Below are 22,799 nucleotides of genomic sequence, written 5' to 3'. Positions count from 1 at the left end.
TTAGGCCTTTGATCCACCAAATTACCTCCTTTCAAATCTAAAAAGGGCGTATCCGTCTTCGGAATCGGACACCCTGCACTGCTCAGCGGCTCTAATTCCCGGTACCCATAAAATTGTGCCATCAGCATTCTCCAGTACAGGTATCCGTGTAATAAAACCTGTCATTCCACTTTCTTTAATGATTTTAAAAACTTCCTTTTCTTTTTTGCTCCCGAAAGGAATCATTCTATCTTCACATTTTACCCTTCGGAACCTCAAAGGAAATTTTAATACTTTAAGAGTACATGGACAAACTTTTTTACCATCGAATTTTTCTTTGAGTTCCAATTTACCTTTCTCATAATTCAGAATAATCTCTCCGAACCTTGTTGAGACTCTGACCGGCAGTTTTTCGATAACTTCATCAACATCGTCTTTCATACTTTCAAACAGATCTCCTCTATAAAAAAATATATATTTCCCCAAACGACTCGATTTGATATCCTCTTTGAACTCAATGGTCCATCTTCTATCCTGTTTGCCTAAGAGTTTCATAAACGCTTCTATTCTTTCCCTTGAAGGTGGATACCCATCCTCAGATAATCGCATTACAATCTCTCTTACCACTTCAGCCACAAGGGCGTCTTGTTCTTTCAAAAAGATATCCAGCTCCCCAAAGCACCTTTGCACCTTTCCATTCTCTGTTTCCGTTTCCAAACTGGAAATAAAGCTTCGAACCTTTTCTTCAATAATGTTGTAGCTTTCCATAATATTCATGTAAAACCTATAAATAGCATCTTCAAAAGAAGCGTTGAGTTCCTTAAAGAGTGGAACTATTCTCATTCTTATAAAATTTCTGTCATAGACCTCGAGAACGTTTGTTGGATCTTCTTTATAAGGAATCATGTTAATTGTAACATAATCGAGTATTTCTTGCACTCCAACAGATAAGAGAGGACGTATTATAGAATTGTTCATAGGCTTCATAGAAATTACCCCTTTTAACCCCGTTCCTCTTGCTATCCTCATCAACATCGTCTCCACCAAATCGTTCAGATGATGGGCCAGGGCGATCTTATCGGCTCCAAGTTTTTCTCTGGCATTGAACAAAAAATCGTATCGAACAATACGTGCCGCTTCTTCAAGAGAAAGCCCACGGTTATTTTTATGATATTGGGTTACGTCGCGTCTCTCATGATAAAAAGGAACATCATGTTTTTCACAAAAGGAGGCTATCATCACGGCTTCCTCGCGACCGCTGTCATCACGTAAGCCGTGATCCATATTCGCAACGCAGATCTCACATCCCAATCGTTCTTTTTTAGAAACCAAAAAGTGGAGCAGAGCCATAGAATCTTTACCGCCGGATACTGCCACCAGAATTTTTTCTCCTTGCTTTATAAGTCCCCATCGATCTATGAACTCAAATACCTTCTTTTCAAACCCGGTCATTTTCTCGCCACCCATTCACTTTGATTAAAAATAAAGCGCCCGGTTTGGGCGCATGGAGCCAACGGTGGGACTCGAACCCACAACCTGCTCATTACGAATGAGCCGCTCTGCCGGTTGAGCTACGTTGGCACTCGGCACAATTTTACCGCACAAAATTATGGGTGTCAATTGCAACTTAACTGGCGTAAGCCACGCTCCTTCTCTCTCTAATGACTGTCACTTTTATAACACCTGGATACTCCATTTCTTCTTCTATCCGTTTTGCAATATCTCCGGCAAGTTTTTCTGCCATCACATCATCAACTTTTTCCGGTTCCACTATCACTCTTATTTCTCTTCCAGCCTGAATAGCGTAAGCCTTCTCGATGTTTGCGAACCCTTTTGCAATGTTCTCAAGATTCTCGAGTCGTTTTATGTACATGTCAAGAGACTCTCTTCTGGCTCCAGGACGAGCCGCAGACACAGCATCGGCTGCTGCTACAAGAACAGCTTCCGGTGTTAGGGCCTCCGTCTCACCATGGTGATACTGTATCATATTAACAACATCGGATTTCTCACCGTAACGCTTTACTATTTCTCCGCCTATGATGGCGTGAGAACCTTCTATCTCATGATCAACAGCCTTTCCAATATCGTGAAGCAAAGCACCCCGTTTGATCTTTTCAACATTGAGCCCCAGCTCTGCCGCCATAAGTGCAGCGATCTGTGCCACTTCTATGGAGTGCTGCAAAACGTTCTGACCATAACTGGTTCTGTACTTCAAGCGCCCGAGAAGTTTTACCAGTTCCGGGTGCATCGAAGGTATCCCAACCTTCATGAGTGCTTCCTGACCGGCTTCTTTGATTTCAGCGTATATTTCGCGTTTCGCTTTTTCATACATCTCTTCTATTCTTGCTGGATGAATTCTTCCATCCTCCACAAGCTTTTCCAGTGTCAATTTCGCAATTGCTCGCCGCAAAGGATTGAAACACGAGATTACAACCACTTCAGGGGTATCATCTATGATCAGATCTGCCCCTGTTAATTTTTCGAAGGCACGGATGTTCCTGCCTTCCCTTCCTATTATTCTTCCCTTCATTTCATCCGAAGGAAGACTTACCGTACTAACGGTAATCTCACTTGTGTAGTCGGCAGCATATCTTTGTATTGTGGTAACAACCACCCATTTTGCATGTTTAGCCGCATCTTCTTCATACTGTTCCTTTATCTGTTTGTATCTCTGGGCTATATCGTATTCATACCTTTCTTCAACGCGCTTAAAGACGATCTCTCTCGCCTCTTCTGGAGACAGCTCAGCAAGCTGATAAAGCTTGTTTTCTGCTTCCTGCCGAAGCTTTTCTATCTCATTGCGCTCCTTTTCCAGCTCTACCCTCAGTTTTTCAAGATTTTCCTCTTTCCTATCAAGGTTATCTTCCCGTCTGGAAATTCTTTCTTCCCACTGTTTGAGTTCTTCACGTTCACGACGCAGTTCCCTTTCCATTTCGTCGCGTTGCTTATGAAGTTCTTCACGTCCCTCAATAATGGCTTTTTTCTTAAGATGTTCTGCTTCCTCCAGAGCCCTCTTCTTTATAGATTCCGCATCCTGTTTTGCCAGTTTCAACTCTTCCTCAAGCTTCTTCCGAACCTTTCTGGAAACAATGGGAATAAAAATCAAAGCAGAAATTACTATTCCTATGATTGAACCTATTAAAGACCAAATTATTGTCATGATCTACGCTGGTACTTATCCGAATCTGGATATATCCAGCTCCCTCCTTTCTTGTATCATGGTTTCAAAAAACTACAGAATCAGTGACTTTCTTCGAGGTATTCTCTTAAAACCTCATTTAGGAAAAACGGATCAAATCCTTTTCGATATAGTCTTGCTTTTAGTTTCTCCAATTTTTTTATCGATAGTGGCTCATTCCCGAGATGTCTGTTCAAATAATCCTTTACAATTTCCTTCAGATCGTTCTCGGCCAAAAAACTTTCAATTTCCTTTTCTATCGTTCCAATGCTTATACCTAGCTGTCTCAATTCCTGACGGATTCGAAAAGGTCCTTTGTGATAAACCCTGAATGCATCATAAACGTAGAGTCTACAAAATTGTTCATCATTGATGAAATTCTGTCTTTTAAGCTCCGCAAGCACCTTTTCTATGACTTGAGAATCATATCCTCTTTTCCCGAGATAAGCTTTCATCTCTTTTTCGGAACGTGCTCTGTAACGCAAGTATCTGAGTGCTTCCTTACGAGCCATGGAAACAATCTCAGCATTATTGTTATTCTTTTTCACCATTTTCTTTCACTTTTTCTGATTTTTCCTCTACTTTCGGTAAACTATACTTTTCACGAATTCTGTTTTCAATCTCAAGCAATATCTCAGAGTTAGCCATCAGGAAGTTTATGCCGTTACTTTTTCCCTGACCGAGGCTGATTTCTTTCCCATCCTGAGAAATGTAGGTGTACCACGCACCTTTTCGTTCAATAAATCCTTCCTTTACAGCGAGCTCAAAGAGTTCGTTTTCTCTTACGATCCCTCTTCCATAAATCAAATCGACCTTTGCGTCCTTGAATGGAGGTGCCACCTTGTTTTTTACAACCTTTATGTAGGTTTCATTCCCGATAACGTTGTTCCCCTCGCGAATTGCGGCACCTCTTCTGATTTCAAGCCTGATCGAGGAATAGAACTTCAAAGCCACACCGCCTGTGGTCGTTTCCGGATTGCCATAAACCACTCCAATTTTCATTCTTGTCTGGTTTATGAACATCACAATAGAACGCGATTTACTGACGGTACCAGATATCTTACGCAAAGCCTGAGACATGAGCCGCGCCTGAAGGCCTACCTGCATATCTCCCATCGAGCCTTCAATCTCCGCTCTGGGAACCAGGGCAGCAACAGAGTCAACCACAACCAGATCGACAGCATTGGATCTTACAAGACTCTCAACTATCTCGAGAGCCTGCTCGCCATAGTCGGGTTGCGAAATGAGCAGATTGTCCACATCGACACCGAGAGCCCTCGCATAGCTTATATCCAGAGCATGTTCCGCATCAACAAAAGCCGCCGTTCCTCCCATTTTCTGAACCTCCGCTATAGCATGGAGAGCAACAGTGGTCTTTCCGCTGGATTCAGATCCGTAGATTTCCACAACCCTGCCTCTTGGATAACCTCCTACACCAAGAGCTATGTCCAGAGACAGTGACCCGGTTGGAACGACATCGATATTTGCCCTTGCTTCCTGATCACCAAGGAGCATTACCGCTCCCTTACCAAATTGTTTTTCGATTTCCTTAATGGCTTTTTCAAGAGCGATTTTTTTCGCTTTGTCTTCCCTAGAATTCATGTTTAACCAGGCCTCCTTCAAAATTACAACTGAAGATTTTCCTGTAATTAGCACCTTCGCTCAAAAGTTCCGATTCATAGATGTGAACTCCATTTACAGGTACCACAATTTCCTCGAGTTCGATCGTCGCTAATAATTTTTTCCAGTATGGGGGACTGTACTTCATTCGTCCAACGGTAATATGGGGATGAAACTTGTCTTCTGCTGCCAGTCCCAAACTTCCAAGAGCCACCCGTACTTCACGATGTAGATTGTTCAAGAAAGGAGTGTTTTCCACGCCTATCCATATTACCCTTGGCAGATTGTTGTGTCTAAAAAAGCCGAGCTGTTTCGTAGAAAAAGTGAAAGAAGGAAAACCTCTTAACCTCTTTGAAAGCATAGAAGCAAGAATTTCAACTTTACTAAACTCTATCTCACCCAAAAATGAAAGCGTTAAATGAGCGTTGCTTCCCGGTACCCATGAAGCTTTAAAACCCATCCTTTTCAGTTTATCGACAACCATATCAACAACCGAAGCAACACCTTTACCAGTATCTATGGCTATAAAGGTCCTCAATTTACTTCCCCCCTTCAAAGATCTTACCAGAAATCCTGAAATAACTACCACCACTGGCAACGGTGAGCACTCCAACGATCCATTGCAAAGCATCTAACAATAACTGAAAATCAACTCCAGTCAATAAAATCAGATAAAGGCAACCAATTAGGACAATCTGGGATATCGTTTTCGCTTTTCCAAAATAATTAGCAGGAATTACAACTCCTTTGGACGCAGCAGCCATCCTCAACCCGGAAACAAATATATCTCTCACAACTATGACAACAACAAGCCACAAATTGATCATTCCCAGACTCAAAAACACGAGAAACAGCGAAGTTATCAGGATCTTATCCGATATCTGGTCCATGAACTTTCCGAGATCTGTAACCTGATTCAGCTTCCGCGCCAGATATCCATCAAAGAAATCCGTTGACGCAGCTATCGTAAATAAAAGAACGGAAATAATAACCGAAACCCTATTTTCTACTGTAAGTAATGCTACCACAGGAAATGTCAATAACATTCTTGAAAACGTCAATATATTAGGCAGATTCATCCACAATCACACCTTCCAGGTCATGCTCGTAAACCCCGGTTATACGACACATCACAAACTCTCCCGCTTCATCGGCTCTTTTGAGAAAGATGCTGCCGTCGATTTCGGGAGCAAAGTGCGGGCTCCTGCCAATCATGACTTCTTCAGTATTTTCCTCTATAAGAACCTTGAGTACCTTACCAAAGTGTCGTTGATTGAGTTCATAGGATATCTCATCCTGCAAATCCAGGAGTTCATCAAGGTATTGACGGGCCATATTTTCATCAATAGTCATTTTAAATGAATATGCTGGTGTTCCTTCCTCAGGAGAATATACAAATCCACCAAGCTTATCAAACTTAACATCATTCACAAACTCCAACGTCTCTTCGAAAGTCCTTCGTGTCTCCCCGGGAAATCCCACCATTATCGTGGTTCGCAAAGTCACATCGGATTCTTTCGCCCTTATCTTTTCAAACATGGCTTTCAATTCTCCAGCTTTTTTTGTTCTTCCCATGCGTTTAAGAATATAGTCAGAACCGCTTTGTACTGGTACATCGAAATAATTCACTACTTTTTCAAGTTTCAAAATTGAATTAATGATTCCTTCAGTAAGATGGTCAGGATGCAAATACATTACCCGGATCCAGAAATCTCCAGGGATCTCGTTCAAAGATTTCAACAGATCCGGCAAAGCCTGCTTGCCGTATATATCCACTCCATATTGTGTGGTATCCTGTGAAACCAGTACAATCTCTCTTATCCCTTCAGAAACGAGAAAACAAACCTCTTTCTCTATTTCTTCAATAGGTCTGCTCCGTGATGAACCCTTGAACGATGGGATAGAACAAAAGGCACAGCCACGATCACAACCATCGCCAATCTTCACATAAGAATAAGGTTTGCCATACGTTCGAAATTTGAAATCATAAACTGTTGACGGTTTTTCAATAAAGAAAAAATTCCCTGCCTCAATAAGATCGGCCAATTTTTCCGGAGATGTAACTCCTATCAACCCATCGATTTCAGGGATTCCTTCCTTTAATTCCCGATAGTATCTCTGAACAAGGCACCCAACAGCGATTACCTTAAGATCTGGTTTTTCTTCTTTGAATGAGCAGAGCCTCAGGATTTCTTCTATGCTTTCTTTTTTTGCTTCATCTATGAACCCACAGGTATCGATAACGACAATACCAGCACTTTCCACGCCATTAGCGAATTCGTGGCCTCTTTTGAGCATTATTCCTTTGAAATTATCCATATCGGCGATGTTTTTGGGACAACCAAGTACGAGTGTTCCTATTCTCATCTATAAAATTCCTTTCTCTTTTTCAGATAAATTTCTCTGATACCGGTCAATTCCTGAATATATTCCTGATCTTTGTAATTCGGGTAGGTATAATCCAATGGCATGAACTTCCCGTTAACGTACATGAGTGTTATTTCAGCGTATATGCCTCTACCTATATATATCCGATTGGCCCAGTGCTTCGTGGACGCAAGAACAAACTGCGTATGATGAATATATCCTGGATCAAGATTTATCTTGCGTTTTCCATCGACCTTAAACAGCTCTTCGATTTTATTGGTGGTTAACTTTATTTCCGCAAGTTCCGAAGGATGAATAAGATTTTTGAAGCTTATCAGCTTCCCCTGGAGTTTGTAGCCCATCTCATTATTATAGAAATAGGTGTATTTATCAAAATCCAGATTTTTCGAGATATAGTCAACAGGGCCAAACCTCTCTTCAAGCAATGGTTGGACCTCAGAAAACCTATAATCTATATAAGATGAAAAAACAAACATCACCAGATTAACAAGTTCAACTCTTCTCAATGCTCCCATTCTTCGATCCTCACCTTTACTCTCGGGATATAAATTTTGTAAACCGTATCTCCTCTTCTTACATAATAACTGTTCCCGGGGAGTTGAAGGATTTCGATTTCTTTTTCTTTCGATAACTCTATTCTAACCTTCTTTTTTGTCTCTATTATCCGAATTTTATCTCCAACGTTTACGGTTAAAGGGCTCGTGCTGCCGTAGATTTCAAAGGCGTTGATAGAGTTCTTCAAACTTCGAACCTCAGATATCAATTCAAAGAAAAGTAAAGTTAAACATATCCCCAAAAATACGAGAAAAAACAATAAAAATAGCTTACTTCGCATGAAAAAATTATATCATGGTTAGAGAGGTGTTACCTGAAAAAAATTCAAAGCCACAGTGACAACTGCACATTTCGTGATATAATTTCACAAACACGTATCTTCACCAACACCGTATAAAATTTTTTGAGGAGGGAATTTTGTGCCAGAAGAAAAAATCCCTCGCCCTACTATAAAAAGACTCGCAATTTATTACAGGTGCCTTGAAAAACAACTTTTACAGGAAAAAAATAGCATTTCTTCGAAAGAGATAGGTGAACTCCTTGGAATAAAAGCAAGTCAGGTCAGAAAAGATCTCTCTTATTTTGGAGAGTTCGGGAAACGTGGGGTAGGATACGACACTAAAAAACTCTTGGAAGGTATCGGTGAGATACTGGGAATAAAGAAGGAATGGGACACCTGTATCGTCGGAGCAGGTAATCTGGGTGTTGCCATTGCTAATTATCCGGGATTAACCAAAAGCGGTTTTTTTGTCAAAGCCGTTTTTGATAATGATCCAAAGAAAATCGGTTCGGTACTGGCAAGCGGCATAATAATCGATGATATCCAGAGCATGCCGGAAGTCATCAAAAAGAGAAATATAACCATTGGAGTTATAACCGTACCCGCTTCTGAGGCACAGAAAGTTGCTGATGCACTTGTTGACGCCGGGATTCTAGGTATAGTTAATTTTGCACCGACCAAGATAAGTGTCCCCAAAAATGTCCGGGTTGAAGAGATCGATATATCGGTCGTTTTTAGATCTCTCGCGTTTCATGTAAATATGTTACAGAAGGGAGAATGGTGATGAAACGCCCGATTCTCGTCGCTCTCGTAGGTGGGAGCGGAGCTGGAAAAACCTCTGTAGCAATGAAAATAAAGGAACATTTCAGCGATTGCGCAGATATTCTTTCAATGGATGATTATTACAAAAACCTTGAACCCGGTGTGGATCCACGAAATTACAATTTTGATACCCCTAAAGCTTTCGACTTTGAACTTTTTATAGAACACCTCAAAACCCTGAAAAAAGGAGAAAGCATAGAGGTACCCGTATATAACATGGTTACTTACAGAAGAGAATCCGGGATTTCCCGCTCTTTCAAACCTGGCCATCTTGTAATTGTTGAAGGAATCCTTGTGTTGTACAGCAAGAATTTAAGAAATCTATTCGACTTTTCGGTGTACATCGACGCCCCCGCTGACGAAAGATTGATAAGGCGTATAGAGAGGGATACCCGGGAGCGTGGAAGATCTATTGATAGTATAATTACTCAGTATAGGCAATTCGTTGCTCCCGCTTTTAAAAGTTTTATAGAACCTCAGAAATATTTTTGTGATATAGTTTTGCCAGACGGTGCTCATAATACAGTTGGATTGAAAGTCATAATAAATGCCATCGAGAATATGCTGAAAATTGATAAAAATTAATTTTAGAAGTTTCCGGAGGTGAAGTTGTGACAAAACGTCCCACTTTTCTCGTAGTTTTACTACTCCTTCTCTCGACTCTTTTCTTTGCGTTAGATCAGGACAAAACAATTCAGTTCTTTAAGAACTACATCACCGAGTATGAATCAGAAAATGCTCAGTCTCCAAAAATTATTCAACTAAAAGTCGATCTTGAGGATCTTGCTCTTTACAGGCTTTACAAACTTCAGATAGTTGGTAGCGTGGAAAAAAAGGAAAGCGCTACCACAATGGGCGACTTATTAACCGTCCACATGAAAGCCCTCGATGACCGTTACTTTGAAAGCTACGAAGACAAAATAGCCTACAGTGCCTTTCTAGCATGGGTTTATTCCCATCTAACGGGGAAAGGATACCAGCTCGGTGTGCTCAATGAAATGCCTGCATATTCCGCTGCTTTCAATGAATATACAAGTAGCGTCAGGAAGGTTGCAAACAACGTATTTAAGAGCTGGATATTGTATTCTCTTGGATTGATCGATGTTGAGCCTTCTGGATTTCCGAAAGGGAAACTTCCGGAACCCATGACTTACAAAGGCGTGTACAGTCTGGATATAACAATCGACGATCTCGCACAAAAAGAGATAGCCTCCCTCATTAACGATCAAATCATAGCCACGCTCGCTCAACAAATTGAGGAGATTTCTAAGAAGGAATACAATGTTTCCCAGCAGTTGCTTTCTGAACTCGAAGAACGCGCTTCAGTGGCTCTCAGGCTGCTCCCGAAGGATTTAGAGCAATCTTTGAAAGAATCAGCAAAGAATCTCTTTGAACTCTGGATCCTCAGGTCCTTATCAATCATAGATGAAGCTCCTTTCTATCCTCAGGAACTTCCCATCAGTACAAAAACTGTCCCCGGATTTACAAATCCCATACCCTTACAGGATGATAACTACAAGAAAATCGTAGAAATTATCGATTCCACTCCGGGGCTTAGAAGCAGGTTGATATTGAACCTGACATTTGGTAAGAGAATAATTGATGGTAAAGATTTTTCGCCAGTCAAACTCGTAGAAGCCGATATTCACCGTGCTGTGAGTGAACTCGTTGCTCCATTGATGAAGGCTCTTGGGGAATTAAAAAACGAGTACTCAGCGGTTTTTGTGAAAAATACGCTAAAGGAAATCCATTTAAGCTGGCTGCGCCTTCTGGTTTACGCAGGCCTGGCACTCCTTATATGGTTCTTCCTTCCTTCGTGGAAAAAGTTCATTCTGGATATTCTATTAATCCTTGAAATGGGATATCTTGTTTTCTTCTCTAATTTCAATTACGATATCTTTGATCTATCCATCTACGCGATAACAGTGTTTCCTGTCCTGACTTTTGCCACCATCATTCTGATATCAAGATTATTAAAACCGAAGAAAAGAAATCTTCTCGATGTGATCATGCTAATCGCCGTAGTCCTGACGTTTATCCTACCTGTCATAAGGCTTTACAGCGAAGTACCGGAAATCAGGATGGATAATTTCCCGGAATTCTACGACTCACCTTATTACGAAATCCTGAAATCCGACCTTTATGAATCTCCAGATTCCTTGCTCAATATTGAGATCAGAAAGTTCACTTCTCTCATATCCAGCGAATTAACTGATCTGAAACGAATGATAAGGGTGGTGTTACCTAACCAATTAAACAGTATGGCAAAAGAAAGCGGGGCACCTTTTCTGCTGAAGGAGATCGTTTGAGGGTTAACCTGCCTTCTTTCGATGAATATTTCTCAATTGAGAATAATCCTCAATACATACAGGCCTTCGAAGATCTCCAGAAAGGACTTAAGAATTTCACACGATCCAGCAGAAGAAATTATTCCCGCTATCTCTCCGAACTAAAAACCATAGGCAAGATGTCGGAAGAAATAGTCACCTTTGGTGGGGAAAAACTCAGAGTTGATTTCGAAAACTTCCTGCAAACTAAGCTATCGGCAAAACCCGAGTATGCAGTTGCACTGGATAATATAGAGAAAGCAATATCCGATGAATTATCATCAGAACCCATGCCAGCTATCATCAGACCTTACAGAGTTTCAAGCTTTATGGCGTTAATTCTTGGACTCATGTTACTCGTATCCATAGCAACCATTTCCAGACGCGCAATAAGCATACTCATAGGTTCTATAATATTGCTTACTGGGCTGATTATTTCCGTTACAAACTCCGATACGCTGAATATCTTCGTGCATTCGGGCTCTCCCGCCTTGAACGTGAACGTAAGCACTGGACTGAACGTTTGGTTTTTAATCGTCTTTGTCGGTATAATTGTACTGTCAATCTTTACCGTTATTTCATCTTACATGAAGGGGAGGGAAAGAGTATGAAAATGAGAACTCTGCTTGTTCTCTCGTTAGTTTTGCTTGTTGCACTACCAGTTTTTGCCATGAAAGTCATCATGGTTACTGACGTAGGAGGTCTTGGTGATAAGTCCTTTAACGATGGTACATGGGCCGGTATCCAGCAAGCTGCCGAATTCCTTGGCATCGAAGCTGAAGTTGTTCAATCACATGAAATGGCTGACTACATTTCCAATCTCTCCAATGCAGCTAAAGAAGCGGATATCGTCTTTGCTGTTGGATTCATGATGACCGACGCTCTCTTCAAGGTAGCACCCCAGTTCCCGGATACCTACTTTATAGGTATAGACATCGTTCCGCCGGAGGGTGTAGAAGCCGATAACGTTGCTTGTTACATCTTCAAAGAACAGGAAGGTGCTTTCCTCGTTGGATATCTCGCCGCTGCAATGACCAAAACAAATATCGTAGGTTTCATTGGTGGAATTCCGATACCACCCGTTGAAAGATTCCGCTACGGGTACGAAGCCGGTATAAGGGTCTACGAAGAACTCCACGGTAAAACAATAGAAATCCTCAGAGGCTACACCATGGACTTCAACGATCCTAAGAAAGGTAAAGACCTCGCTCTTGCACAGTTTGCAGAAGGCGCAGATATTGTTTTCCACGCTTCCGGTGCATGTGGAAACGGCGTCATTGAAGCTGCCGCAGAAAAAGGTGAAGGTTACTTCGCTATCGGTGTTGACGCTGACCAGGATTACATGGCCCCTGGAAGAGTCCTGACAAGTTCAATGAAGAGAGTCGATGTTGCCGCTTATCAGGCGGTCCTCAGCGTTGCACTCGGTACATTCACACCCGGTCTCCACATTCTTGGCATCAAGGATGAAGGTGTGGGTATAAGTCCGATGACATACACGAAGCACCTCGTTCCACCTCAGGTCTTGAAGGAACTTGATTTCCTCAAGGAAGAGATAAAGAAAGGTATTCTGGTTGTTCCAGATACCCAGGAAGCTCTTGATGCCTTTGAAGTTCCCGCTATTACTCTTCCGTGATTGAGGTAAGGTTTAATCAGGGGTGCGTTTAGCGCACCCCCTTGTTCTGAATCGTTACCTTGCCAAAGCTCGGGAGAGTAATCTCCCGAGTTTTGGTATCGTTAGCGATGGAGGTGAGTACGTGAGCGCTGAAGCAAAAATGCAAGCTCAAGATTTCTCGGAATACGCTGTCGTCATGAAGGGAATAGTAAAAAAATTTCCCTCTGTTCTGGCAAATGATCATGTTGACCTCTACGTAAAAAAAGGTGAAATACACGCACTCGTTGGAGAAAATGGAGCAGGTAAGTCTACGTTGATGAAGCAACTCTACGGTCTCTTGATTCCAGATGAAGGAGAAATCTACATAAACGGTACCAAAAAACACTTTAAGGGACCTAAAGACGCCATTGCTACTGGAATCGGCATGGTTCACCAGCATTTTATGCTGGTGGATAATCAGACAGTTGCAGAAAATGTTGTTTTAGGAAGTGAACCAAAAAGCTTTGGGCTTGTTTTCGACAGAGAACGCAGCCGCAGAGAAGTAAAAGAGCTTTCTGAACGATACGGTTTAGCTGTTGACGTAGATGCCAAGATAGAAGACATACCGGTTGGTATGCAACAACGCGTGGAGATCCTCAAGATCCTGTACCGCGGTGCTGATATCTTGATATTCGACGAACCAACAGCGGTTTTAACGCCTCAGGAAACCGAGGAGCTCTTTAACGTAATGAGACGCTTGAAAGAAAGCGGCAAAACCATTATTTTTATTACCCACAAACTGAATGAGGTCATGGCGATAACGGACAGGGTCACGGTCATGAGGTTAGGAAAGGTCACGGGTAATGTTGATACAGAAAAAACTAACCCTAGAGAGATCGCAAGAATGATGGTTGGTAGAGATGTACTCCTCAGAGTTGAAAAAGGCCCCCACAAACCCGGCAATGTGGTTCTCAAAGTTGAAGACCTCTGGGTTAAAGATAACAGAGGGCTGGATGCGGTTAGAGGCGTATCTCTCGAAGTTCGTGAGGGCGAAGTTGTTGGAATAGCTGGTGTGGCCGGTAACGGACAGAGTGAGCTTGTTGAAGCGATAACCGGCTTAAGAAAACCAGAAAAGGGGCAGATAACCCTATTAGGAAAGGATATTACTCACAGTTCGCCTCTCGAAATTCGAGAATCTGCATTAACCCATATTCCAGAAGACAGGCTAAAACGCGGATTGATTACGGATTATCCTGTCTTTTACAACATGATTCTCGGAAAACATCAGAATGAACCCTTTTCAAAGAACGGTTTCTTAGATCACAAGGTGATCAAAAAATATAGCGAAGAATTGGTTGAAAGATTTGACGTCAGGCCAAGAAACATCAATATGCTTGCCGGAAATCTCTCGGGTGGAAACCAGCAAAAAGTAATCGTGGCTCGTGAACTCGATACTGTACCCATATCCCCGAAAGCTATCATTATAGCTCAACCAACCAGAGGACTCGATATTGGTGCTATTGAGTTCATTCACAAAACAATAATATCTATGAGAGATAAAGGCATCGGTATATTACTCGTATCCATGGAACTCGATGAAATATTCTCTCTTTCTGACAGAATACTGGTAATGTATGAAGGAGAAATAATGGGCGAGGTCCTTCCAGACGAAATCACCAGGGAGGAAATCGGTTTAATGATGGCAGGTCAAAGAAAAGCCGAAGTCTTAGTACGGGGTGATGCTAAATGAACCGACAGGGTAAAATATACGCTTTTTTAGTTCCCACTGTTGCTGTTATTATTGCACTTCTTATAGCGTCCATAATTATCTACGCAATCGGCAAAAATCCTATAACAGCATACGGAATCATGTTAAAAGGTGCTTTCGGTGGCAGTGAGCAGCTCGCTAACACTATCGTTAAAATGACACCATTGGTGCTCACCGGTCTTGCCGTGGGATTTGGTTTTAGAGCCGGCGTTTTCAACATCGGTGCCGAAGGTCAGATGGCCATAGGTGCACTTCTGGGTTCAATAGTGGCAATGAATGTAGGAGCGGTACCTCCTGTTTTAGCGATACCGCTATCCATAATCGCTGGAATGTTCGCAGGCGCGATTTGGGCGTCAATAGCAGGTTTTTTGAAAGCCTACACCGGTGCCCATGAGGTTATCTCCACCATTATGCTTAACTGGATAGCTGCCAATCTCGCTTCTTTCATGGCGGTTGGCCCGCTGGCTGTCGGATCTGGAACCCCAAAAAGCCCTGAGATAGCTGATTCCGCAAAACTGCCTGTTATTCTCAAGGTGCAAGCAACAGAGCTGAGTATAGGGATTTTCATAGCGGTAGTAGCGGCAATAGTCATGTATATAATTCTCGAAAAAACCACGATGGGTTACGAGTTAAAAGGCGTTGGGTTTAATCCATATGCCGCAGAATACGGTGGAATAAGTATCAGGAAAAATATTATACTCACGATGGCCATAAGTGGTGCCCTCGCTGGAATGGCCGGTATAGTAGATATCCTCGGAGTTCCTCCTCACAGATTTGTTGGGGAGTTAACCGGTGGGAGAGGTTTTGATGGTATTACCATAGCTCTGATAGGAAGAAACAATCCCATTGGAATCATATTCGCCGCTCTCCTCATCGCAGCTCTTAGAACCGGATCAAATGCGATGCAGATTAACGCTCAAATCCCGGACGATATTGTCATCATCATCCAGGGTATCGTTATCTTCCTCGTGGCAGCTGAACGAATCGTGGCTACGATTATTTACTGGAGAAAGAAAAGGAGTGAGGCGGCATGAGTTGGCTTGAAGCTATATTCGCGATTCTGATAAATCCACTTTTCTACAAGCTTACGTTATTGTCTGCTACCCCATTGATATTTGCTTCTCTGGGAGGGGTTTACAGCGAATCAACCGGCGTTACCAACATAGCACTTGAAGGTATCATGTTAATGGGAGCCTTTACTTCCATAACGGTAACCTATGTTATACAACAGGCTTTTGGTGTTACGCTGCCCTGGATAGGCGTTCTCGCAGCTGCAATTGTTGGCCTTGGCTTTGCGTGGTTGCATGCGTGGGCCAGTATTCGCTGGGCAGCAAACCAGATAGTCAGTGCAACCGCTCTGATAATAATCGCCCAGGGATTAACCTCATTCCTAATGAAACCTATTTTTGGACATGAAGGACGAACTGACCCGGTAGCTAAAATAAGTGAATTTTCCATTCCCTTTTTCAAAAAGGGAACCTTCCTCGGTGAAATCTTTGGTGAACTCAGCCCCTTTGTTTACATTGCTTTGCTCTCCGTTTTTGTTAGCTGGTTCATCATGTACCGTACTCCTCTTGGATTGAGGATGAGAGCCGTTGGTGAGAATCCCGAAGCAGCGGATACTCTGGGTATAAACGTGTACGGCATAAGATATTTTGGTGTTTTGATGAGCGGTCTGTTTGCAAGTTTGGGTGGAGCTTTCCTATCTATTGGAGATGTTGGAAGCTTTGGCGAAAACATGGTTCGTGGTCGTGGTTTTATAGCTCTGGCGGCGATGATTCTCGGAAACTGGAATCCTCTGGGAGCACTCGGAGCTTCTCTTCTCTTCGGTGCTGCTGAAGCCATGAACCTCCAGCTTCAGAGTAGTTCAATCGTTTCCGTTTCCGCGACTGTGAAACCTCTTTTCAACATGATTCCCTTTGTGGTTACGCTCATTGTGGTAGGCGGATTCATCGGTAAGACCCGCCCGCCTGCAGCCGATGGTATTCCTTACGAAAAAGGATCCTGAGGTTTTTGAGCCTTTCAACCGCACGACGTAAAGAGCAAGATGATCATCATCATGAAGTTTTGAATTTGAAGGACAATGCGATATAATACCTATGGTGTCAATCAACTTTGTATAAGGGGGTGTTGTTGTGAGGAAAGCATTTTTGCTTACACTCGCAGTTCTTTTGGTTGCGATCGTCGGTCTCGCCGAAGTCAAGAATCCCGACACATTCATTACACTGACCATCGGTGAGCCTGAAACGCTCGATCCACATTATTGTTATGAAACCGCTGGCGGAGGAGTCATCCTTAACGTTTATGATAACCTTATAAAGTACAAAGGTGACTCAGTTACTGAATTTGAACCCATGATCGCCACGGAAGTACCGTCTATCGAAAACGGTCTCATTCAGGATGGCGGTACAAAGTACATATTCCCGATAAGAAAAGGCATCAAGTTCCACACAGGTAGAGAACTCACACCTTACGATGTCGAGTACAGTTTTGAAAGAGGTATCCTCTTTGATCCTGCTGGAGGACCAATGTGGATGATCATCGAGGCCCTTTCCGGTGGGGATTACCAGTGTCTCGAAGACTGGTTCGAGGCTTACGCTGGCATGCCCTACTCCGAGGCTGTAGATGAGAATAGAGAACCAACCTCTGAAGAGGCAAAGGCAAAGCTCATCGCTTTCTACAACGAAGTCATCGATCCTCTGGTTGAGGTCGAAGGCGATAACGTTATATTTACACTTCACGCTCCATTTGCACCGTTCATGTGGATAATCTCCCACTATGCCGGTTGGAGCGCCGTTCTTGATTCTGAATGGGCAAAGGCCAACGGTACCTGGGACGGAAATGCCGACGGTTGGTGGAAATGGCATGACCTCCAGCCTGAAGAAACCCCACTGCATTCTGCTGAAGCCGGTTCCGGTCCATTCAAGCTCGTCGAATGGGATCGTGCACAACAGAAGGTTATCCTCGAAAGATATGACGAATACTGGAGAGGTCCCGCCAAGCTAAAGACAGTCATCATCTGGGGTATCGACGAATACTCCACCAGAAAAGCCATGCTTGAGGCTGGAGACGCTGATATGGTCTATGTCCCTGCACAATACAGGGATCAGGTTATAAATCTCCCCGGTGTCAGGGTTATTGAAGGATACCCAACATCCGTCATCGCTTCCCTCCACTTTAACTGGGAAGTCAGGGAAGGCAGTGAATACGTCGGAAGCGGAAAACTCGACGGAAATGGTATACCGCTTAACTTCTTCAGCGATGTGCATGTTAGAAAGGCATTTGCATACTGTTACAATGGTGAAGTATTCATAAACGAGGTTCTCAATGGACTCGGTAAGCTTGTTCCGACCGACCTCCCCGAAGGCTACTTAGGATTCGATCCTACGCTTCCGGTGCCCGAGTTCAACTTGCAAAAAGCCACTGAAGAATTCAAGAAAGCCTTCAACGGAGAACTCTGGAAGAAAGGGTTCAAACTCACACTTCTTTACAACACCGGTAACGAAGCCAGACAAACAGCCGCTGAAATGCTGAAATTCTTCATCGAATCCATCAATCCTAAGTTCAAGATTGAGGTTCAGGGTGTCCAGTGGCCGACCTACCTGAAGGCTCAGAGAGCGGGTTACATGCCTGCATTCATAATCGGATGGCTTGCCGACTATCCTGATCCACACAACTTCATAGCGACCTACTACTCCACGAAGGGTGTTTACGCTTCCAGACAGGGTAAACCCTTCCTTGAATTCGCTGAAAAATACCTGGATCCTCTCATATTCCAGGCTGTTAAGGAGATCGATCCGAAGAAACGTGAAGAACTCTACATAAAAGTTCAGAAGATCGTTATCGAAAATGCTGTTGGTGTTCCTCTCTACATGCCTCTCGGATTCCACGTAGAGAGAACCTGGGTCAAAGGCTGGTATCCACATCCGTTGAGATCTGGTGCCAATTACTACGAACTCTCCAAGGAAGAATAATAAGCAAATCTTCAAGTAATTTCACTTTAGAGGCCAGGGTTTGTTAACCCTGGCCTCTTTTATCTTTTTCTTTCCTCATGTATAATTTAATTAGTTTCTTAAATCTCAAATTTTTTTATGCCGAAGGAGTGATACACAGGTGACCGCGTACATCATAAGAAGGTTGCTTTTGCTTCCTTTGATTCTAATTGGTGTAACACTCATCATTTTCGCGATGATCTGGGCCCTGGGCCCCGAACGTCTTCTCGCATCTTACGTTAAGAGCCCAGAAGCCTTAAAAACCCCTGATGCCGCCCAGAGGTTAATCCGCAAATACGGGCTCGATCAGCCAATGCCTGTAATGTACGCTAAATGGCTCTGGAATGTTGTAAGAGGCGATATGGGCTATTCCCTTGTCGGGAAAGAACCGGTTGCAAAAGCGATAGCTGAAAGATTCACTTACACCTTTGAACTGGCTATATACGCCTTTATTCCGGTAGTCCTTGTAGCAATCTCTCTGGGGGTGATTTCAGCAGTAAACCACAACAAATTCATAGACCAATTTATAAGGGTATTCGCCCTTATAGGTTGGTCTCTCCCGGATTTTGTTTTCGGGTTGCTGCTACTGTGGATTTTCTATGCGAAACTGGGGTGGTTCCCACCAGGCATGGTAAGCCCGGAATATGACCTTGTTATGCGAAGCGCCGAATGGCACACAATAACCCATATGCCAACCTTTGATGCACTGCTCAATGGGCGTTTTGACGTCTTTTTGGATGCTCTGAGGCATATGATCCTTCCGGTGATCACCCTGGCATATCTCTGGTGGGCGTATCTGTTGAGAATAACCCGTTCCAGTATGCTTGAGGTACTGAGAAAGGATTACATAAGAACTGCAAGGGCAAAGGGGGTTCCAGAAAAAATAGTCATAAACAAGCACGCCAAAAGAAACGCCCTCATTCCCGTTGTTACCGTCGCGGGAGGTACAGTCATAGGATTACTTTCCGGAACTGTTATCATAGAGTCAGTTTACAGCAGATCCGGAATCGGCCGCTTCCTCGCTGATGCAGCTACTCAATTGGATTACTGGTCTATCATCGGTGGTGCGTTGTTCTTCTCATTCTTGCTAGTCATCGGTAACTTAATCGTCGACGTAAGCTACGCAATCATCGATCCCAGAATCAGGTTACAGTGAGGGGGTTGTGCTGATGTCTGAAAGAAAGAGAAAAAGTGATTTTCAAAAGATGATGAAGAAATTCTGGACCAACGGGACAGCCGTTCTTGGCGCATCTCTGCTCATATTCTTCATAATCGTGGCTATCTTCGCTCCCAAAATCGCTGGGACCAATCCAACAGGTGATAATTACCAGATGCCCCGGGTTGCGTGGACATCGCGACCCATCGCACCAAGTTCCGAACATCCCTTCGGGGTGATCGGTGGAAGAGATATTTTCTATGGAGTCGTCTGGGGAACGCGCACTGCTTTTAGACTCGGCCTCACCGTTGCCGGTCTGGCAACCCTTATCGGTATCTTCGTTGGTTCGATTTCAGCATATTTTGGAGGCTGGGTTGATGAAATATTGATGAGAATCGTTGATATATTCATGTCAATCCCCTTCCTGGTTGCCGCAATGGTTCTGACAACTATACTCGGAAAAGGTCTGGATAAAGTGATGGTAGCACTTGTCGCTTTTGGTTGGATGGCCACCGCCAGGCTCATAAGGGGTAACATCCTTCAGGCACGTGAAGAACAATATGTCCTTGCCGCACGCGCTCTCGGCCAAAAGGATTGGCTGATTATCGTTAAACATATTCTCCCGAATACTATTTTTCCGGTCGTCGTTCAGATGTCAATGAGAATGGGATCATACGTTATTACTGCCGCTGCACTCAGCTTCCTTGGTGTTGGTGCTGAACCTGGCTACGCAGATTGGGGTACCATACTGAGTTATTCCAGAAACTGGATGACCATGTTAGACCAATCATGGTTTGCAATTGTGTTCCCCGGTATCGCCATGGTCTTATTCGTTCTCGCGTGGAACCTTGTTGGCGATGCTTTGAGAGACATCTTCGACCCGAGATTGAGAAGTTAAGGGGGTTCAAAAGTGGAGAAAAAACCTGTTCTCGAAGTGAAAAATCTAAGAACCTATTTCCATACAGATGACGGTATCGTTAAAGCCGTTGACGGAGTCAGTTTTGAGGTGTATCAGGGTGAAACACTCGGTATCGTCGGCGAATCAGGTTGCGGTAAAAGCGTCACATCCCTTTCAATAATGAGGCTACTGGATGAAAAGGGCGAAATCGCCGGTGGGGAGATCTACTTTAAGGGCAAAAACCTCCTGAACCTTTCAGAAGAGGAAATGAGGAAGATCAGGGGTAACGATATGGCCATGATCTTCCAGGAACCCATGACCGCTTTGAACCCTGTGTACACGGTTGGTGACCAGATAATGGAAGCCATTCTACTCCACCAGGACGTCGACAAGGAAAAGGCCAGAGAAATGGCCATCGAAATGTTGAAAAAAGTTGGTATTCCCGAACCGGAAAAACGCGTTGATGAATATCCCCATGAACTGTCTGGTGGAATGAGACAGAGGGCAATGATAGCCATGGCGCTTTCCTGTAATCCTACGATCCTTTTCGCCGATGAACCAACAACCGCCCTTGATGTTACAATACAAGCCCAGATACTGGAGCTAATGCTAGAGCTGCAAAAAGAATACGGTATGTCCATAATCATGATAACCCATGACCTCGGTGTTATCGCAGAAATGGCAGATAGAGTCGTTGTTATGTACGCCGGAAAGGTCGTCGAATACGCTGATATCCGCACCCTCTTCAAAGATCCAAAGCACCCATATACATGGGGATTAATGAACGCAATACCGAGACTCGATGAAGATAAAGAGGTTCTCTACAATATTCCTGGTGTGGTTCCGGATCCTCTGGATTTCCCCAAAGGATGTAGATTCCATACCCGCTGTGCACTGGCTACTGAAAAATGTAGAACAGAAGAACCACCACTGGAAGAGATTGAATCCAGTCACAAAGTAGCTTGCTGGCACGTAGATAAACTCGAAGAAATGATCAAAGTGGCAAGGGCAGGTGAAGGTGCATGAATAACCAGACAAACCCAAAAAACACCCCCAAACCGTTGCTCAGGATAGATAATCTAGTCAAATATTTCCCGGTAAAAGCGGGTGTTTTCCGACGTGTGGTTGCTCAGGTTAAGGCTGTTGATGATGTTAGTTTCGAGGTTTATGAACGGGAAACCCTCGGGCTCGTCGGCGAATCTGGATGTGGTAAGACGACAGCGGGTATGACCGTTCTAAGGCTCTACGAACCCACATCCGGAAGAATTATCCTGAACGATGAGGATACTACCCATTATTTTCTTCCGATAATGAAAGCAAGGGCATATCTCAAACGCATGTATGTGGAACGTTTTCTTGACCTTAAAAACGCCGCGGGTTCAGTTGAGTCCGCTATCAAGAGTATTGAAGACGACTTTGATCGCAAGATGGCTAAACTTTTTTTCGAGGTTCACAACGGATCCGCTTCGGCCTTCATTCGTGACATGATGAGTGCCAGGGAAGCGAAACGAAAAAAATTCAGACGCCAGGCCCAGATGATCTTTCAGGATCCATTTTCTTCACTCAATCCCAGGATGAGAGTCAAGAACATCATAGCCGAAGGCGCTCTCATTCACCACCTTGCGACACGCTCAGAAGTCATGGACAAAGTTGCCGATATATTGAAAAAAGTAGGGCTTTCAGCAGATCATATGGGAAGATTCCCTCACGAATTCAGCGGAGGACAAAGGCAAAGAATAGGTATTGCTAGAGCCTTGATACTCAATCCGAAGCTCATCGTAGCAGACGAGGCCGTTTCCGCTCTTGACGTCTCAATACAGGCTCAGATATTGAATCTGCTTAATGATTTGCAGAAAGAATTTGGTTTGACGTATCTGTTCATCGCCCACGATCTCGCTGTTGTTAAACATGTCAGTAAAAGGGTTGCTGTTATGTACCTTGGAAAGATCGTCGAGATCGCCGACAAAAAAGAGCTCTTTGAAAATCCTTTGCACCCTTACACTGTAGCATTGATGTCAGCAATACCGATCCCCGATCCAGAGAAAAAGAGCAAGAGAATCATTCTCAAAGGCGATGTCCCCAGTCCTATAAATCCACCCAGTGGCTGCCGTTTCCACCCACGCTGTCCAATAGCAAAAGAAGTTTGTTCGAAGGAAGAACCGCCATTGAAGGATGTCGGAAACGGCCACAAGGTCGCCTGTTTCTTCCCTGGAGAACTGAAAAGATAATAGAAGTCTGGTTTTCT

22 protein-coding genes and 1 tRNA gene are annotated in these 22,799 nt (G+C 43.6%); 13 read left to right on the top strand and 10 right to left on the bottom strand.

Annotated elements, in window-relative coordinates; translation table 11 throughout:
* Window positions 1-21: 21 nt before the first annotated feature.
* The 10 genes from tilS to KOLE_RS07855 form a co-directional block, all read right to left on the bottom strand.
* Window positions 22-1,431 (bottom strand): tRNA lysidine(34) synthetase TilS, encoded by a 1,410-nt coding sequence (gene tilS / locus KOLE_RS07900; protein WP_015868902.1) that lies wholly within the window; start codon window positions 1,429-1,431, stop codon window positions 22-24.
* A gap of 53 nt (window positions 1,432-1,484) precedes the next feature.
* Window positions 1,485-1,560 (bottom strand) — tRNA-Thr (locus KOLE_RS07895).
* 46 nt (window positions 1,561-1,606) lie between these two features.
* A complete protein-coding gene (rny, locus tag KOLE_RS07890) occupies window positions 1,607-3,133 on the bottom strand; it encodes a ribonuclease Y (RefSeq protein ID WP_369816077.1) in 1,527 nt (508 codons plus the stop codon).
* An 86-nt stretch (window positions 3,134-3,219) separates the two neighbouring features.
* Window positions 3,220-3,669, bottom strand: a complete 450-nt coding sequence (locus KOLE_RS07885; protein ID WP_015868900.1) for a regulatory protein RecX — start codon at window positions 3,667-3,669, stop codon at window positions 3,220-3,222.
* Window positions 3,670-3,691: 22 nt separating this feature from the next.
* The gene (recA, locus tag KOLE_RS07880) at window positions 3,692-4,759 is read right to left on the bottom strand and encodes a recombinase RecA (RefSeq protein ID WP_015868899.1); all 1,068 of its coding nucleotides are present in this window, start codon (window positions 4,757-4,759) and stop codon (window positions 3,692-3,694) included.
* On the bottom strand, window positions 4,749-5,315 hold the full coding sequence (gene thpR / locus KOLE_RS07875; protein ID WP_041288717.1) for an RNA 2',3'-cyclic phosphodiesterase: 567 nt from the start codon (window positions 5,313-5,315) through the stop codon (window positions 4,749-4,751). The genes recA and thpR overlap by 11 nt, the downstream gene beginning before the upstream one ends.
* 1 nt (window position 5,316) lies before the next feature.
* On the bottom strand, window positions 5,317-5,856 hold the full coding sequence (pgsA, locus tag KOLE_RS07870) for a CDP-diacylglycerol--glycerol-3-phosphate 3-phosphatidyltransferase (protein WP_015868897.1): 540 nt from the start codon (window positions 5,854-5,856) through the stop codon (window positions 5,317-5,319).
* Window positions 5,843-7,144: a 30S ribosomal protein S12 methylthiotransferase RimO gene (rimO, locus tag KOLE_RS07865; protein ID WP_015868896.1), complete on the bottom strand. Its 1,302-nt coding sequence runs from the start codon at window positions 7,142-7,144 to the stop codon at window positions 5,843-5,845. Before rimO ends, pgsA begins: the two co-directional genes overlap by 14 nt.
* On the bottom strand, window positions 7,141-7,680 hold the full coding sequence (locus KOLE_RS07860; protein ID WP_015868895.1) for a DUF4416 family protein: 540 nt from the start codon (window positions 7,678-7,680) through the stop codon (window positions 7,141-7,143). The genes rimO and KOLE_RS07860 overlap by 4 nt, the downstream gene beginning before the upstream one ends.
* On the bottom strand, window positions 7,668-7,907 hold the full coding sequence (locus KOLE_RS07855; protein ID WP_015868894.1) for a hypothetical protein: 240 nt from the start codon (window positions 7,905-7,907) through the stop codon (window positions 7,668-7,670). Before KOLE_RS07855 ends, KOLE_RS07860 begins: the two co-directional genes overlap by 13 nt.
* Before the next feature lie 232 nt (window positions 7,908-8,139).
* Here KOLE_RS07855 and KOLE_RS07850 point away from each other — a divergent pair, with 232 nt between their 5' ends.
* The 13 genes from KOLE_RS07850 to KOLE_RS07790 all read left to right on the top strand — a co-directional run bounded on the left by KOLE_RS07850 (window position 8,140) and on the right by KOLE_RS07790 (window position 22,782).
* Window positions 8,140-8,784, top strand: a complete 645-nt coding sequence (locus KOLE_RS07850) for a redox-sensing transcriptional repressor Rex (protein ID WP_015868893.1) — start codon at window positions 8,140-8,142, stop codon at window positions 8,782-8,784.
* Window positions 8,784-9,407: a uridine kinase gene (udk, locus tag KOLE_RS07845; protein ID WP_015868892.1), complete on the top strand. Its 624-nt coding sequence runs from the start codon at window positions 8,784-8,786 to the stop codon at window positions 9,405-9,407. The genes KOLE_RS07850 and udk overlap by 1 nt, the downstream gene beginning before the upstream one ends.
* 26 nt (window positions 9,408-9,433) lie before the next feature.
* Window positions 9,434-11,131, top strand: a complete 1,698-nt coding sequence (locus KOLE_RS07840) for a hypothetical protein (protein ID WP_015868891.1) — start codon at window positions 9,434-9,436, stop codon at window positions 11,129-11,131.
* Window positions 11,128-11,760, top strand: coding sequence for a hypothetical protein (locus KOLE_RS07835; RefSeq protein ID WP_015868890.1), 633 nt, complete (start codon window positions 11,128-11,130; stop codon window positions 11,758-11,760). The genes KOLE_RS07840 and KOLE_RS07835 overlap by 4 nt, the downstream gene beginning before the upstream one ends.
* Window positions 11,761-11,762: 2 nt before the next feature.
* A complete protein-coding gene (locus KOLE_RS07830) occupies window positions 11,763-12,782 on the top strand; it encodes a BMP family lipoprotein (protein WP_041288991.1) in 1,020 nt (339 codons plus the stop codon).
* Between the two features lie 139 nt (window positions 12,783-12,921).
* Complete coding sequence (locus tag KOLE_RS07825; protein WP_041288990.1) at window positions 12,922-14,490, top strand: ABC transporter ATP-binding protein; 1,569 nt, start codon at window positions 12,922-12,924, stop codon at window positions 14,488-14,490.
* A complete protein-coding gene (locus KOLE_RS07820; RefSeq protein WP_015868887.1) occupies window positions 14,487-15,542 on the top strand; it encodes an ABC transporter permease in 1,056 nt (351 codons plus the stop codon). The genes KOLE_RS07825 and KOLE_RS07820 overlap by 4 nt, the downstream gene beginning before the upstream one ends.
* Window positions 15,539-16,516 (top strand): ABC transporter permease, encoded by a 978-nt coding sequence (locus KOLE_RS07815; protein ID WP_015868886.1) that lies wholly within the window; start codon window positions 15,539-15,541, stop codon window positions 16,514-16,516. The genes KOLE_RS07820 and KOLE_RS07815 overlap by 4 nt, the downstream gene beginning before the upstream one ends.
* 127 nt (window positions 16,517-16,643) lie before the next feature.
* Complete coding sequence (locus KOLE_RS07810; RefSeq protein ID WP_015868885.1) at window positions 16,644-18,482, top strand: ABC transporter substrate-binding protein; 1,839 nt, start codon at window positions 16,644-16,646, stop codon at window positions 18,480-18,482.
* 139 nt (window positions 18,483-18,621) lie between these two features.
* The gene (locus tag KOLE_RS07805; RefSeq protein ID WP_015868884.1) at window positions 18,622-19,656 is read left to right on the top strand and encodes an ABC transporter permease; all 1,035 of its coding nucleotides are present in this window, start codon (window positions 18,622-18,624) and stop codon (window positions 19,654-19,656) included.
* 13 nt (window positions 19,657-19,669) lie between these two features.
* Window positions 19,670-20,554, top strand: a complete 885-nt coding sequence (locus tag KOLE_RS07800) for an ABC transporter permease (protein ID WP_015868883.1) — start codon at window positions 19,670-19,672, stop codon at window positions 20,552-20,554.
* 12 nt (window positions 20,555-20,566) lie between these two features.
* Window positions 20,567-21,580 (top strand): ABC transporter ATP-binding protein, encoded by a 1,014-nt coding sequence (locus KOLE_RS07795; protein WP_015868882.1) that lies wholly within the window; start codon window positions 20,567-20,569, stop codon window positions 21,578-21,580.
* On the top strand, window positions 21,577-22,782 hold the full coding sequence (locus tag KOLE_RS07790; protein WP_015868881.1) for an ABC transporter ATP-binding protein: 1,206 nt from the start codon (window positions 21,577-21,579) through the stop codon (window positions 22,780-22,782). Before KOLE_RS07795 ends, KOLE_RS07790 begins: the two co-directional genes overlap by 4 nt.
* Window positions 22,783-22,799: the final 17 nt, after the last annotated feature.

Origin of the sequence: Kosmotoga olearia TBF 19.5.1 (genome assembly GCF_000023325.1) — a bacterium.
Lineage (GTDB): Bacteria > Thermotogota > Thermotogae > Petrotogales > Kosmotogaceae > Kosmotoga > Kosmotoga olearia.
This window is presented reverse-complemented; position numbering and strand designations above follow the sequence as displayed.